This is a genomic window from Paenalcaligenes sp. Me52 (assembly GCF_050487965.1).
Classification (GTDB): Bacteria; Pseudomonadota; Gammaproteobacteria; order Burkholderiales; family Burkholderiaceae_B; genus Paenalcaligenes.
In genome coordinates this window covers 2,227,247-2,240,980 of sequence record NZ_JBKQFO010000001.1, presented here as the reverse complement: position 1 = coordinate 2,240,980, position 13,734 = coordinate 2,227,247, and the positions used below count along the sequence as shown (strand labels likewise).

The following is a 13,734-nucleotide window of genomic DNA, read 5'->3' as shown; positions in this document are numbered from 1 at the left end:
CAATAGCAGAGCTAATGATGCGAATAGGCGTGAAAATCAGCGTTTGATTCATAGACCTCAAATGTGGTGTAGGCCTGAGAATAGCTAAATTATGTGTAAGCATTTCCGGATCTATCACACATGACCGCTTCAGAAAACGCTTTGATCGAGAAGTACGCGCCGCTCGTAAGACGACAGGCGCTTCTGCTCGTGTCGCGTCTGCCGTCCAGCGTTGAACTGGATGATCTTATCCAAGCCGGTATGATTGGCTTGTTGGATGCCGTTAGGCGTTATCAGGTGATGGTAGAGGCGCAGTTTGAAACCTATGCCGTGACCCGTATACGCGGAGCCATGGTTGATGAGCTACGCAGTCAAGACTGGCTGCCTCGTAGTGTACGCACTAAAGCGCGCCAAATTGACAATGCAGTCACTGCGTTGCGCCAGCAATTAATGCGCGAACCATTAGAGTCTGAAATCGCTGAGCAGCTAGATCTCACCATAGATCAGTATTACCAACTGCTAGAAGAAGCCAGCGGTGTGCAAGTGCTGCATTATGAAGACTTGGCAAGACGAGAAGAGGGTACAGGCGACGCCTTGGAGTTCCTCTCCGGGGGCGCAAAGCCGTCTTCACCTTTGGAAAATCCGCTGCTGCAGCTAGAGTCCCAAGCGTTACGTGGTGCGTTGATATCAGCTATTGATCAGTTGCCAGAACGAGAAAAGCTACTGCTGTCGTTGCAGTTTGAGCAAGATCTGAATCAAAAAGAAATAGCGATGGTGATGGAAGTCACCGAGGGTAGGGTTTCGCAATTACGCAGTCAGGCTATTGCCCGTATTCGTGCGGCGCTGTCGCGAGAGCAATGGGAGTACTCACCAGGTAGTGTGGAGTACTCCGCATTGCTGTAATGCGGTCGCATTACTATTTTTTCATGGCCACTTCTAGCGCATTAGCCAGTTCTACTACAGACGCTGCATAAAAGTAGCTACGGTTGTAGTGGGTAATGGAAAAGAAGCTAGGGGTGGCAACGCGGTACTCAACGGTTCCGCGAGGCTCATCCACCAAATTCACAATACCCAACGGTACAGATGCCAATGCGCCGGGCACAGGCTGGCTAGGATATAGCGTGTTCCAGTTCAACGTGGCTTCTAGTCCGCCTGTGACCAAGCTACCTGGTTGTGCTGGTAGTGGTACATCTAAAAAGGCAGGTTGGCCGACTACCCAGCCATGTTCTAGCAAGAAGTTAGCAATAGAGGCACTGACATCGGCAATAGAATCATGCAGATTAATGTTGCCGTTGTTATCACCGTCTTTGGCGTAACGCAGCAAACTGCCGGGCATAAATTGTGGCAAACCCATGGCGCCAGCAAAAGATCCCTCAACCGCGCTGGCATCCAAGATGCCGGCTTGGTGTAGGTAAATCAGATCAGCCAGTTGGTTGCGAAAGAGTTCACCACGTTCTGGACGGCTATCGTCGGGGTAACTAAAGCCTAAGGTACTGAGCACCTCTAGTACATTGAAGTCGCCTGTGTATTTACCATACAAGGTTTCGACGCCAATGATGGCTACTAATATAGAAGCAGGCACACCATACTGCTGTTCAGCTTTAGCCAGAGTTTCAGCATGGTTACGCCAGAATGTGACCCCCTCGCGTATGCGAATGGGTTCTACAAAGCGGTTGCGGTAGGTTACCCAGCTTTTTTTGATGCGACCTTTGCTAGGAGCCATCAGTTTTGCTGCGGTGGCATTGTATTTAGCCTGTTGCAGTAGTGATGTAGTCAAAGCGACAGGAATTTGACGTTGTGCTTCTAAGGCTTGCGCCCATTCCAACGCCCAGGGCTGTAATGTGCCATCGGCGCGTACAGGAGGCTGGCGTCTGGCGGCACTGGAACTACCTGCATTCAAGTCTTCATAAATAACTAGCTCGCGGTGATCCGAGTTCACCGTGTTAGCGGGTGATGCGGGGGCGCTGACGCTAGAGGGCACTACAGCAGTATCCGTAGTAGGTGTTGAGTGCGGTGAGGCACAGCCCGTTAGTAGGGTAAGTAATAGGCAGCTTCGTAGAATAGTCACGGCGATAGGCATGATGGCGTTCCTTCAAGACCCACTATGTTACTGGTTTTGCGTGACTACTGTATATGCTGAAACCGTAAAAGTTCGGTACTGACATTGTGAGTAAAACTGCAGTCATTGTGATAATTTTGCAGTATAAGCGCTGCAGATTTAGGTATAGTGATAGGTTGGGTATGGTGATTTGCAATCACTCAAACTATGAGTGCCATTGAAATTTGTTTAAAAGTGTTTTGGAGATAACCGGATGAAAGTCTTGGTACCCGTGAAGCGCGTCGTTGATTACAATGTAAAAGTACGCGTGAAATCTGATCAAAGCGATGTAGATATCGCTAACGTCAAAATGTCGATGAACCCCTTTGACGAGATTGCTGTTGAAGAGGCTGTGCGTCTGAAAGAGCAGGGCGTGGTCAGTGAAGTGATTGCAGTGTCATGCGGTGTGACAGCTTGCCAAGAAACCTTGCGTACAGCGATGGCTATTGGTGCCGATCGCGCAATCTTGGTTGAAACCGATGCTGAACTGCAGCCTTTGGCCGTATCCAAACTGTTGAAAGCAGTAGTGGACAAAGAGCAGCCACAGCTGGTGATTCTGGGCAAACAAGCTATTGATGACGACGCTAACCAAACTGGCCAGATGCTGGCTGCTTTGTTGGATTGGCCACAAGCTACCTTTGCAAGCAAAGTAGAGTTGGCTGCTGATTCCGTGCAAGTAACGCGTGAAGTTGATGGCGGTCTGGAAACTCTGAAACTGAATTTGCCAGCGGTTATCACTACCGATTTGCGCTTGAATGAGCCGCGTTATGTCACGCTGCCAAACATCATGAAAGCGAAGAAAAAGCCTTTGGAAACCATCAAACCCGAAGAAGTTGGGGTTGATGTAAGCCCGCGCTTGAAGACACTGCAAGTCAGCGAGCCACCTGCACGTTCTGCAGGGGTGATCGTGGCAGATGTAGCTGCCTTGGTTGAGAAACTGAAAAACGAAGCAAAGGTGATCTAAGTCATGGCTATTCTTGTAATTGCAGAACACAACAACGAGAGCTTGAACGTTGCGACTCTGAATACGGTTGCAGCCGCAGCTAAGATTGGTGGCGATATTCACGTTTTGGTCGCTGGCCACAATGCTAAAGCTGCTGCTGATAGCGCAGCGAAGGTAGCTGGCGTAAGCAAAGTACTGTTGGCTGACGATGCTAGCTTGGCTGATGGCCTGGCTGAAAACGTGGCCGCACAAGTGCTGGCAGTGGCTGGTGATTACAGCCACATTCTGTTCCCAGCGACGTCTTCCGGTAAAAACGTTGCACCTCGCGTAGCAGCTAAACTGGATGTGGCACAGGTTTCCGACATCATTGCGGTAGAATCCGCTGACACGTTCAAACGTCCAATCTATGCAGGTAACGCGATTGCCACTGTGCAGTCCTTGGATGCTAAAAAAGTGATCACTGTGCGTACTACCGCATTTGATCCTCAAGCAGCCGAGGGTGGTTCCGCCGCCGTTGAAAGCGTAAGCGTTGCCGCTAACTCTGGTAAATCCCAATTTGTGGGTCGTGAAGTAGCGAAGAACGACAGACCTGAACTGACAGCAGCATCCATCGTGGTGACTGGTGGTCGCGGTATGGGTAGTGCTGACAACTTCAAACTGCTAGAGCCTTTGGCTGACAAACTGGGTGCTGCTATTGGTGCATCTCGTGCGGCAGTCGATGCGGGTTACGCTCCTAACGACTGGCAGGTGGGCCAAACTGGCAAGATCGTTGCTCCACAACTGTACGTGGCATTTGGAGTGTCTGGTGCGATTCAGCACTTGGCCGGTATGAAAGATTCCAAAGTCATCGTTGCGGTTAACAAAGATGCAGAAGCACCGATTTTCGGTGTGGCAGACTACGGTCTGGTGGCAGATTTGTTCACCGTACTGCCTGAGTTGGAGTCAGCACTGTAATCGTGCATTTCCATTTTATGCAGTAGAAAAAGCCCCACGAGTTATGTGGGGCTTTTTTGTTTTTGCTGCAAACAATGCCACTATAAGGTTATTTCTACTAGTTATTTGTATGTGCTTTTTAATGCTGGGAGAATATATTCATTCTAAGCCGCTGTAGGGCGACTTATTCATAGATTCATGAAAATGACCAAGGAGTGATTTATGGCTACATTGCGTTTGGGTGACATTGCCCCTGATTTTGAACAGGAATCTTCCGCTGGCAAGATTCGTTTCCATGAGTTCCTTGGCGATAGCTGGGGCGTATTGTTTTCCCATCCAGCAGACTTCACACCAGTCTGCACGACAGAGCTAGGTTACACCGCAAAATTGGCTGATGAATTCGCCAAGCGTGGTGTCAAAGTAATCGCTGTATCGGTGGATGGCAACGATTCCCACAAAGAGTGGATTGCTGACATTAACGAAACCCAGAAAACCACGGTGAATTTCCCTATTCTGGCTGATGAAGATCGTAAAGTTTCCGAGCTGTACGACATGATTCACCCTAACGCCAGCACAACCGTGACAGTGCGTTCAGTGTTCATTATTGATCCAGCCAAGAAAGTACGTTTGATCATCACATATCCTGCTAGCACAGGCCGTAATTTCAACGAAATTCTGCGTGTGATCGATTCTTTGCAACTGACAGACAATCACAGTGTGGCAACACCAGTGAACTGGGAAGATGGTCAAGACGTGATCATCGTGCCGTCACTGAAAGACCCAGAAGTGATTAAACAGAAGTTTCCTAAAGGCTATACGGAAGTGCGCCCTTACTTGCGTATTACCCCGCAGCCTAATAAGTAATACGTAGACGCTTGCTTGCTACGCAGTTCAGCCCTCTGTGGTGTTATACGCCACAGAGGGTTTTTTTATACTTGCCTCAATTGCTGTTAATCTATACAGTGCTGTATAAGTAAACAGTTAATTGAGGTGCGTTATGTCTTTCACTACGTATAGAGAACAACAGAGTCACAGCGTGTCATCCCATATGCGTTCTGCTGTTTTAGAGACTTCTTTCACTGCAGAGCAAAACTGCTATGTAACCGCTAAGCGTTCGCAGCGTTATTCCAAAGTACTGGATATCTGTTTGGTTGCCTTGTGGGGCGTATCTATTCCAGGTTTGATGTGGCTGGGTGCGTATAGCGGCCTATAAGCGTTTAGGGAACTAACGTCGTCCAGTCAGGGGTGCGGAATTTTTGGTCGGCTAGTTGTTCGGCACGGTGTAATGTGTCGGCATCCAGCGATACCTCTTCCAGCGGTGCTAGCTTTTTGAACTGCTCTATCATGCAGTTAATAATTGCTTCACGCTCCAGCCCGGTTTGGCTACGTAAAGGGTCTACACGTTTTTTAGCGCTGGTAGTGCCTTTATCAGATAGTTTTTCTTTGCCTATGCGCAGTACTTCTAGCATCTTGTCGGCGTTAATGTCGTACGCCAGCATGGTGTGGTGTAGCACCGCTTTAGAGCGTCTGGCCTGAGCCGCGCCTCCAATCTTGCCCTTGCTACTGGTGATGTCATTTAACGGCTGATACCACGCATCTATACCTAGCGTTTTTAACGTTTCCACTACCCAGCTATCCATTAGCGCGTAGGATTCCTGAAAACTCATGCCATGTACTAGCGCATCTGGGGCACAAATAGAGTAGGTGATACCATTACCAGGCTCAAGAAACATAGCGCCACCGCCACTAATACGACGCACCACAGAAATATTGTGGCGTGCTGCGCCTTCGGGGTCTACCTCGTTTTTTAGTGATTGAAAGCGCCCAATAATCACCGTAGACGATGCCCATTCCCAAATACGCAATAATGGGGGGCGTTTGCCTGTTCCTACGTCATCGGTCAGGATTTCATCCAGCGCCATGTGTAGGGCAGGGTCTTGTGGCAAATCGTGAATCAACTGCCAGCGGTAGTTGTTCCAGTCAGTACGTGTGGTCATGCTAGGGCTCTCCCTACAACAACAGCAACAGCCGCGGCGTCAAAGCCGAATAGTTGAGCATCAGCGGGTAACGATTGCGCAACGGCAGCCTCAATGCTCGCGGCATCACTGGTAGCGGCTAAGCCTGTTAAGGCATGGTTGATGTGATCCAGTGCTTCGGGAGGTTCCAGAAAGAAATCACCGCTAAGTTGTACGTTAGCGAGTTGATTATCGTGAACCTCAAAGTCTATAACCACCAGTTTTCCACCGGGGACTTTATACTCACCATGCTTCATGTGTATGTTCCTGAGTAAACGATACGGTATGCACTGGCACAGTGCATCACCAGACGTACGCAAAACGAGTAACCCTTGAGAGCATCGTTCTACGCTAAGTTGTATGCTAGCGAAATTCTGTGGGTTTGAGGGAGATATGCTACGTTTGGCCTTGAAAATAAGGATTTTTTTCAAGATGGGTGCTAAAATGCCGAGTTCATCCTCTGATGGGTAATTAGGTCTATATAACTTAAAAATAGACTTGAAAATGGCAAACAATACCCAGTCAAGATGCTTTGGAGCTTATTGTGAATCTTATCGAAATCCTGGAACAGGAAGAAATCCAACGCCTGACAAACGGCCAAGCATTGCCTGAGTTCGCTCCTGGCGATACCGTTGTCGTAAACGTAAACGTTGTTGAAGGTACACGTAAACGTGTACAGGCTTACGAAGGTGTAGTTATTGCTCGCCGTAACCGTGGCCTGAACTCTTCTTTCATCGTGCGTAAAATCTCTTCCGGCGAAGCTGTGGAGCGTACATTCCAGTTGTACTCCCCACAAGTAGCAAGCATTGAAGTTAAACGTCGTGGTGCTGTGCGTCGCGCGAAACTGTACTACTTGCGTAGCCGTTCCGGTAAAGCTGCTCGTATCAAAGAAAAATTGGTACGCAAAAACGCTCCTCAAGCGTAAGCGCTGTAATACCATCAGAAAGGGCACCTTAGGGTGCCTTTTTTGAAACCAGAGAGTCCTGAATGTCTGAAATCATGCCTACAGATGTAAAACGGAGTACGTGGTTTAACCCTGAAACCCAACCCGTTATTGCCGTAGACTCCTTGCCCAGCTTGGCTAAAGAAGCCTTGCAGGAGGATTTCATTCGTGAAGCTTTCAAAACAATGCCCTTGGGCCAAGTTGATCCACACTTTCAAGGTCAATTTGTAGAGAATTTCACTGCAGCACCCACGGCCATTCCTGCTGCCGTGTATCTGGGGCTGCAGCAGCGTAAGACGGGCATGTCCATGCTGTTTACGCGTCGTTCTGCACACTTACTGCATCATGCTGGGCAGATTAGTTTTCCGGGCGGTCGCATTGACCCCGAAGATTTAAGCGTGCAAGCAGCGGCATTGCGAGAAACGCATGAAGAAGTGGGTATTGATCCTGACTATCTAGAGCCGTTAGGGCAGCAACCTATCTTTTTAAGTTCATCAAGTTTTGCGATGTGCCCTGTGGTGGGCATGATTCATCCTGGCTATAGGATGGTGCCGTCTCCGGCAGAGGTGTCTGAAGTGTTTGAAGTGCCGTTATCTGCGCTCTTGGACCCTAGTCAGCACACCTTGCATCAAGTACAAGTCAACGGTGTGAATTACCGTCAGTATTTTGCCATTCGTTGGCAGCAGCATTTTATTTGGGGGGCTACGGCAGTCATTGTCCGTAATTTCTACCATTATTTACATGCTGCACACCAACGCTTAGCCTAAGGCTTAGTAACGGCTTTGTGCCTCGTATTCAGCTAGCAAGCGCTCATATAACGCATAACGGTCTGGATGGATTTTTCCAGCCTTAAGTGCTGCCACAATGCCGCAATGAGGTTCATGGCGGTGCGTGCAATTATAAAACTTGCAGTTCACAAGCTCTTCCACGAACTCTGGGAATCCACGCACAATATCAGAAGGTTCCAAATGGGCTAAACCAAAGGTTTGGAATCCGGGAGAATCTATAAGCTGACCCGTGACACCAGGGATATGGTACAGACGTGTACTGGTAGTCGTGTGTCTACCCGTGCCCAATGCCTCAGAGTGCGTTTGTGTATGAGCCTGGGCTTCAGGGATTAGCGTATTTAGTAGGGTGGATTTACCCATACCGCTTTGTCCTAGCAGCAGCGTGCAGCGGTTTTCTAATATGGGATACAGCAGGCTTTTAACTTGCTCTTCATTGAGGGCGCTGAGCTCAATGATAGGGATATTCAAATCGGCCAAAGGCTGTAATTGTTGTCTGGCACGTTCTACGCTAGGTAGGTCTGCTTTATTCAGCAGGATGATTGGTGTGATGTCAGCGAACTCTGCTGCTACCAGCGCACGCCCACAGAGATCCTCAGAAAAAGGAGGTTCCGCAGCAACCACAATCAGCAGTTGGTCAATGTTGGCGGCAAATTGTTTAGAGCGTGCTTCATCTGATCTGTACAGTAGGTTACGACGCTCATGGATGGTTTCTATGGTGCCTTGTTCTGCACTTTGTACGCTGAAATCTACCTTGTCACCCACGCAAATACCGCTGCGCTTACCACGCGTGTAGCACTTACGCACATCACCGTTTTCGTCTTCTACAAAATAGTGGCGGCCATGTGCTGCAATAACGGTACCACTAGATAGATTGCTGGTTTTCATAACGTTCCAAGTGTTGGAGGCGGCTTAGGGCACTAGGGTGTGTGTCGTAAAAGGCGGAGTGTAAAGGGTCGGGCGTTAAGGTCGCGGCATTATCGTTATAGAGTTTCAGCAACGCATGGCGCAGATGTATAGAAGGACATTGTGCCGCGGCAAACGCATCGGCTTGGTATTCGTGCCTTCTAGAAGACAGGTTGATTAAGGGGGTAATCCAGAAAGTAAACACAGGTAGGCACAGGAAGAACAGTACCAAGGCCATCCCATCGTTGGCCCGGCCTAATTGTGGAATCACACCTAGGTCTACATAAAACCATGCTTTTTGAGAAAGCCAGCCTAACAATAGGAACACCAACAGAGAGCCTAGAAAATTAAAAATCAGGCGCTGGCGTATGTGGTGATGTTTAAAGTGGCCCAACTCGTGCGCCAGTACAGCTTCAATTTCTTCGTCGTCTAGCTTGTTGAGCAGAGTGTCAAAAAACACGATGCGTTTGTTATTGCCCAAGCCGGTGAAATAGGCGTTGCCATGAGCAGAGCGCTTGGAGCCATCCATAACATACAAACCATTCAGCTTGAATTGACAGCGTTCTGCTAGTGCATTGATGCGCTCGCGTAGACTGTCGCGTTCTAGAGGTTTGAAGCTATTGAAAAGCGGAGCAATGAAGGTAGGGTATGCCCAAATCAAAAATAGGTTAAAACCTACCCAAAATAACCATGCCCACAACGGCCATTGCTCACCAGTTTTTTCCATGAAGAGCAAAATAGCGCCAGCACAGATACTTAGCAATACCATGCCTAATACGCTTCCTATTAACGTATCGCGCACAAACAAAGCCGGGGTAAGGCGATTAAAGCCAAAGCGTGCTTCTAAGCGGAATTTTTTCCACACATTAAAAGGCATGCTGATTAAGCCAAGCAGGCCAGCAACGCTCAGGATTAAGGCAATTTGACGCCAGATTTCATGATCTATGTGGCGCGCCCAGAATAAATCTAATTGTTGCAGGCCACCCATTAACGTTAAGCAAATCAACACTACAGCATCTACCAAACGCTCGTATTGGTTAAGCTTCACCTTTGCGACGGTGTAGTCAGCGGCTCGTTGATGGCTACGTAGCGAAATACGCGAGCTAAACTCCTCTGGTACAGTACCGCGATGCAACATGACGTGGTGAATCTGTCGTTGCGCTAACCAAAAGCGGGTAAACAAATCCAGCAGAAAGAAGCCTAGAAAAAGGTAAGTGAACATGTAGTGCTGATAGGTATGCGAAAATAGGGTTTTTAAAGGAAGATTATATGGCGGTTACAAATCAACGTTTGGTCTGGTTAGATATGGAAATGACCGGACTGGACCCAGAAAAAGAACGTATTATCGAAGTGGCAGTCGTTGTGACTGAAGCAGATTTAAGCATTGTGGCAGAAGGTCCGGTGATCGTCATCCACCAAAGTGATGCCTTACTGGATGCAATGGATAACTGGAACAAAGGTACACATGGTCGTAGTGGCTTGATTGATAAGGTGAAAGCCTCCACCACTACAGAAGAACAAGCCGAAGATGTGTTGCTGGCTTTCTTGAAAAAACATGTGCCTGAAGGTGCTTCCCCTTTGTGCGGTAACACGATTAGCCAAGACCGACGCTTTATGTACAAGTACATGCCTCGTCTGGAGCAATACTTCCATTATCGTAATCTGGACGTCAGTACCTTAAAGGAATTGGCGCGACGTTGGAAGCCTGAAGTGGTAAGTAGCTTTGTAAAACACAGCCGTCACGAAGCATTGGCTGACATTTACGAATCCATTGATGAATTAAAGCACTACCGAGAGCACTTCCTGAAAGTGTAAGTGTCACAGTAGGCAGAGGGACTATACATGGGTAGCATTGCGGGAATAGGTACCGACATTACGTATGTATCACGCATACAGGCTGCATATGAACGCCGGCCTGATCGCTTTGTGCAACGTATTCTGGGGCCAGAAGAACAAGTGGTGTTTGCGCGGCGAGCTGAGCGCGATATGCGACGCGGCATGCGCTATCTGGCAACCCGATTTGCCGCTAAAGAGGCTTTTTCTAAAGCGGTAGGCTTGGGAATGCGTATGCCGATGGCATGGTCGCGAATGCAAGTGTTAAATGCTCCCAGTGGTAAACCTACGGTGGTGCTAGCAGAACCGCTGGCACACTGGTATAACCAACGTTTTGGTGCTGCGCATGTCAGTCTGACCGATGAGTCTGATTTAGTGATGGCATTTGTGATTGTGGAAAGTCAGACCTAATGACTAAAAGTGGAAACATCAGCATGAAGCAAAGTGAGCAGGGCTCAGTGTTGTTACCCGGTCCAGTAATGGTGGACGTAGCGGGTACTGAATTAACCGAAGCAGAACGTCAGCGGTTGCAGCACCCTCTGGTAGGGGGCGTGATTCTATTTGCACGCAACTTCAATTCGCGTGAGCAACTGACTGCATTATGTGACGCTATACATGCGTCCAGAGATGAGCCGTTGCTGATTGCCGTGGATCACGAAGGTGGTCGTGTGCAACGTTTCAAAACAGATGGCTTTACCGTGCTTCCAGCGATGCGTCATTTGGGTACGCTCTGGGAAAAAGATGCTAAAGCAGCGGCTGAAATGGCGGCGGCTGTTGGGTATGTCTTGGCTGCTGAGCTACGTGCTTGTGGCGTAGATATGAGCTTTACGCCTGTGCTGGACTTGGATTGGGGTGTGAGTGGGGTAATTGGTAACCGTGCTTTCCACCGAGATCCTAAAGCAGTAGCGATGTTGGCTACTGGTTTGGTACAGGGCTTGCATCGTGCCGGGATGGCCAGTTGTGGTAAACATTTCCCCGGTCACGGTGCGGTAGAGGCTGATTCTCATCATGAGATCCCGGTGGACGAGCGCGATCTAGAGCAAATCTTGAATGATGATGCGGCGCCTTATGGTTGGTTGGGGGCGATGGTGTTAGATAGCGTTATGCCTGCACACGTGATTTACCCCAAAGTAGACGATAAGCCTGCTGGTTTTTCTCGCTACTGGCTGCAGCGCGTATTGCGTAAGGCGTTGGGTTACGAGGGCGTCATCTTCTCGGATGACCTGACCATGGAAGGCGCAACCGTAGCGGGTGATATTTTGGCTAGGGCTGAAGCAGCTCTAGGTGCAGGTTGCGACATGGTATTGGTATGCAATAGACCTGATTTGGCTGATGAACTGCTGCAGCGTTTACAGCATACCTCTGACCCAGAATCTGTGCAGCGTATACGCCGTCTGCGTTGTTTGGAGCCAGCTTTGGCGTGGGATGATTTGCAGTCTGATGAATACTACCAGCATGCCAGAGAGCTTCAATCTCAAATCGTTTCTAGCTGAACTGCCTAATTTACCGGGTGTCTACAGACATCTGGATGAAGAAGGTACGGTGCTTTACGTAGGCAAAGCCAAAGATCTGAAAAAACGCGTCAGTTCGTATTTTCAGAAGAATTTGGCTAGCCCGCGTATTGCCCACATGGTGGCGCGCATTGCTCGTATTGAAGTGACGATTACACCTAGCGAAGCCGAGGCGCTGTTGCTAGAAAATAATCTGATCAAGCGTTTGCGCCCACGCTACAACATCCTGTTTAGGGATGATAAGTCGTACCCTTATTTGCAATTGAGTGCTCATGAGGCGCCACGTATTGCCTATTACCGAGGTAACACCAATGTAGGCGGGCAGTTTTTTGGGCCGTATCCCAATGCGTGGGCGGTACGAGAAACCATACAAATTCTACAGCGTGTATTCCAGCTACGTACCTGTGAGGACGGGGTGTACGCACACCGTTCACGTCCCTGTTTGTTGCATCAAATCCAACGATGTACGGCGCCCTGTGTGGGCAACATCTCTGTGGAAGACTATCAAGCCGATGTAAAACGAGCTGTGCGCTTCTTGTCCGGGCAAGCCAATGAGGTATTGCAGGAAATAGAAGAGCGCATGCAAGAGGCTTCTGAGCAGTTTGAGTTTGAGCAAGCGGCCGTATTGCGCGATCAAATGCGAGCGTTATCTACCGTGTTGCAACAGCAGACTATGGAGCATGCTGGCACGGATGATTTGGATGTGATTGCAGTCATCAGCGAAGAAGGTAAGGTATGCGTCAACTTAGCGATGGTGCGTGGCGGACGTCACCTAGGAGATAGAGCATTTTTCCCAACTCAGGTACAAGACGATACGCCAGAAGATGTATTGGCTGCATTCATTAGCCAGCACTATATAGAACGTCCTTTACCTCCTGTGTTGGTGGTATCACACCGGTTGTTAGATACTGCTATTTTGGACATGCTCAAAGAGCAAACAGGCAAAGAAACACGATTACTGATTCGTCCTCAGGGCGTGCGTAAAGCATGGCTAGAGCAAGCGCTGAAAAATGGCGAGTTGGCCTTGACGCGTAGGCTGAATGAATCCATGACCAAGGCAGCACGCACGCTAGATTTGGCGACGGTGCTGGGGCTGGATACTGATGATGAGGCGTTGGAAGCACTGACTATTGAGTGTTTCGATATTAGTCATACGGCAGGTGAGGCGACTCAAGCGTCATGTGTGGTGTATAGGCATCATGATATGCAGCCCACTTTATATAGGCGTTACAACATCGCGGGAATTACTCCCGGGGATGATTATGCGGCCATGCGTCAGGTGTTATTTAGACGTTACGAGCGTGTGGCAGAAGGTCAGGCAACCTTACCAGATGTAGTGCTGGTGGATGGTGGTAAAGGCCAGATATCCATGGCAAAACAAGTATTTAACGAGCTTGGTTTAGATACGAATGTGTTGGTGGGGGTGGCCAAAGGCGAAGGGCGTAAAGTAGGGCTTGAGACCCTGATCTTTGCCGATGGCAGGCCCGAGCTGCGCTTGGGTGTAGCGTCTCCTGCCTTAATGTTAGTGGCTGAAGCGCGCGATGAAGCACACCGTTTTGCCATTACCGGGATGCGAGCCCGTCGCGCAAAGTCTAGGAATGTGTCACGATTAGAAGATATAGAAGGCGTAGGAGCAAAACGCCGGCAACGCTTGTTAGCACGCTTTGGTGGGTTTACAGGCGTAGTAAATGCGAGCATAGATGATTTAGCTTCTGTTGAAGGAATATCTGCTGCATTAGCTGAGCGTATCTACTATGCTTTACGTTGATGTTTTGTAATACCGAGTTA

General features: G+C 48.9%; 16 protein-coding genes. 11 read left to right on the top strand and 5 right to left on the bottom strand.

Annotated elements, in window-relative coordinates; all coding sequences use genetic code 11:
• Window positions 1-120 precede the first annotated feature (120 nt).
• Window positions 121-882 carry an RNA polymerase sigma factor FliA gene (locus ACLO87_RS10585; RefSeq protein WP_135863797.1) on the top strand — a complete coding sequence of 254 codons (762 nt, stop codon included), beginning with the start codon at window positions 121-123 and terminating at the stop codon, window positions 880-882.
• 13 nt (window positions 883-895) lie between these two features.
• Here the strand turns inward: ACLO87_RS10585 and mltB are convergent, their stop codons facing one another.
• Complete coding sequence (gene mltB, locus ACLO87_RS10580; RefSeq protein WP_430223641.1) at window positions 896-2,059, bottom strand: lytic murein transglycosylase B; 1,164 nt, start codon at window positions 2,057-2,059, stop codon at window positions 896-898.
• Window positions 2,060-2,291: 232 nt separating this feature from the next.
• Here mltB and ACLO87_RS10575 point away from each other — a divergent pair, with 232 nt between their 5' ends.
• From ACLO87_RS10575 to ACLO87_RS10560, 4 genes are all read left to right on the top strand, one after another.
• The gene (locus tag ACLO87_RS10575) at window positions 2,292-3,041 is read left to right on the top strand and encodes an electron transfer flavoprotein subunit beta/FixA family protein (protein WP_135863793.1); all 750 of its coding nucleotides are present in this window, start codon (window positions 2,292-2,294) and stop codon (window positions 3,039-3,041) included.
• 3 nt (window positions 3,042-3,044) lie between these two features.
• Window positions 3,045-3,974 (top strand): electron transfer flavoprotein subunit alpha/FixB family protein, encoded by a 930-nt coding sequence (locus ACLO87_RS10570; RefSeq protein WP_430223640.1) that lies wholly within the window; start codon window positions 3,045-3,047, stop codon window positions 3,972-3,974.
• A gap of 201 nt (window positions 3,975-4,175) precedes the next feature.
• Window positions 4,176-4,817 carry a peroxiredoxin gene (locus ACLO87_RS10565; RefSeq protein ID WP_135863789.1) on the top strand — a complete coding sequence of 214 codons (642 nt, stop codon included), beginning with the start codon at window positions 4,176-4,178 and terminating at the stop codon, window positions 4,815-4,817.
• Window positions 4,818-4,950: 133 nt separating this feature from the next.
• Entirely contained in the window at window positions 4,951-5,166 is a 216-nt protein-coding gene (locus ACLO87_RS10560) for a hypothetical protein (RefSeq protein ID WP_135863787.1), read from the top strand.
• 4 nt (window positions 5,167-5,170) lie between these two features.
• Here the strand turns inward: ACLO87_RS10560 and ACLO87_RS10555 are convergent, their stop codons facing one another.
• Together ACLO87_RS10555 and ACLO87_RS10550 are read right to left on the bottom strand one after the other, a co-directional pair.
• Window positions 5,171-5,950, bottom strand: coding sequence for a lipoate--protein ligase family protein (locus ACLO87_RS10555; protein ID WP_430223639.1), 780 nt, complete (start codon window positions 5,948-5,950; stop codon window positions 5,171-5,173).
• The gene (locus tag ACLO87_RS10550; protein WP_430223638.1) at window positions 5,947-6,225 is read right to left on the bottom strand and encodes a biotin--protein ligase; all 279 of its coding nucleotides are present in this window, start codon (window positions 6,223-6,225) and stop codon (window positions 5,947-5,949) included. The genes ACLO87_RS10555 and ACLO87_RS10550 overlap by 4 nt, the downstream gene beginning before the upstream one ends.
• Window positions 6,226-6,512: 287 nt before the next feature.
• Between ACLO87_RS10550 and rplS the strand changes: the two genes are divergently transcribed.
• Window positions 6,513-6,893: a 50S ribosomal protein L19 gene (gene rplS / locus ACLO87_RS10545; RefSeq protein ID WP_135863782.1), complete on the top strand. Its 381-nt coding sequence runs from the start codon at window positions 6,513-6,515 to the stop codon at window positions 6,891-6,893.
• Window positions 6,894-6,955: 62 nt separating this feature from the next.
• The gene (locus ACLO87_RS10540; protein ID WP_430223637.1) at window positions 6,956-7,678 is read left to right on the top strand and encodes a CoA pyrophosphatase; all 723 of its coding nucleotides are present in this window, start codon (window positions 6,956-6,958) and stop codon (window positions 7,676-7,678) included.
• 3 nt (window positions 7,679-7,681) lie between these two features.
• Here ACLO87_RS10540 and rsgA read toward each other — a convergent pair whose 3' ends face one another.
• Both rsgA and ACLO87_RS10530 read right to left on the bottom strand, forming a co-directional pair.
• Window positions 7,682-8,584 (bottom strand): ribosome small subunit-dependent GTPase A, encoded by a 903-nt coding sequence (gene rsgA / locus ACLO87_RS10535; RefSeq protein WP_430223636.1) that lies wholly within the window; start codon window positions 8,582-8,584, stop codon window positions 7,682-7,684.
• On the bottom strand, window positions 8,562-9,824 hold the full coding sequence (locus ACLO87_RS10530; RefSeq protein ID WP_430223635.1) for a M48 family metallopeptidase: 1,263 nt from the start codon (window positions 9,822-9,824) through the stop codon (window positions 8,562-8,564). The genes rsgA and ACLO87_RS10530 overlap by 23 nt, the downstream gene beginning before the upstream one ends.
• A gap of 47 nt (window positions 9,825-9,871) precedes the next feature.
• On the opposite strand from ACLO87_RS10530, the gene orn reads away from it, so the two are divergent.
• From orn to uvrC, 4 genes are read left to right on the top strand one after another with little or no spacing between them, the layout of a single operon-like run.
• A complete protein-coding gene (orn, locus tag ACLO87_RS10525; protein ID WP_135863777.1) occupies window positions 9,872-10,417 on the top strand; it encodes an oligoribonuclease in 546 nt (181 codons plus the stop codon).
• Between the two features lie 27 nt (window positions 10,418-10,444).
• A complete protein-coding gene (gene acpS, locus ACLO87_RS10520) occupies window positions 10,445-10,846 on the top strand; it encodes a holo-ACP synthase (RefSeq protein WP_135863775.1) in 402 nt (133 codons plus the stop codon).
• 23 nt (window positions 10,847-10,869) lie between these two features.
• Window positions 10,870-11,928 carry a beta-N-acetylhexosaminidase gene (nagZ, locus tag ACLO87_RS10515; protein WP_430223634.1) on the top strand — a complete coding sequence of 353 codons (1,059 nt, stop codon included), beginning with the start codon at window positions 10,870-10,872 and terminating at the stop codon, window positions 11,926-11,928.
• Window positions 11,891-13,714 carry an excinuclease ABC subunit UvrC gene (uvrC, locus tag ACLO87_RS10510; protein ID WP_430223748.1) on the top strand — a complete coding sequence of 608 codons (1,824 nt, stop codon included), beginning with the start codon at window positions 11,891-11,893 and terminating at the stop codon, window positions 13,712-13,714. Before nagZ ends, uvrC begins: the two co-directional genes overlap by 38 nt.
• Window positions 13,715-13,734 lie beyond the last annotated feature (20 nt).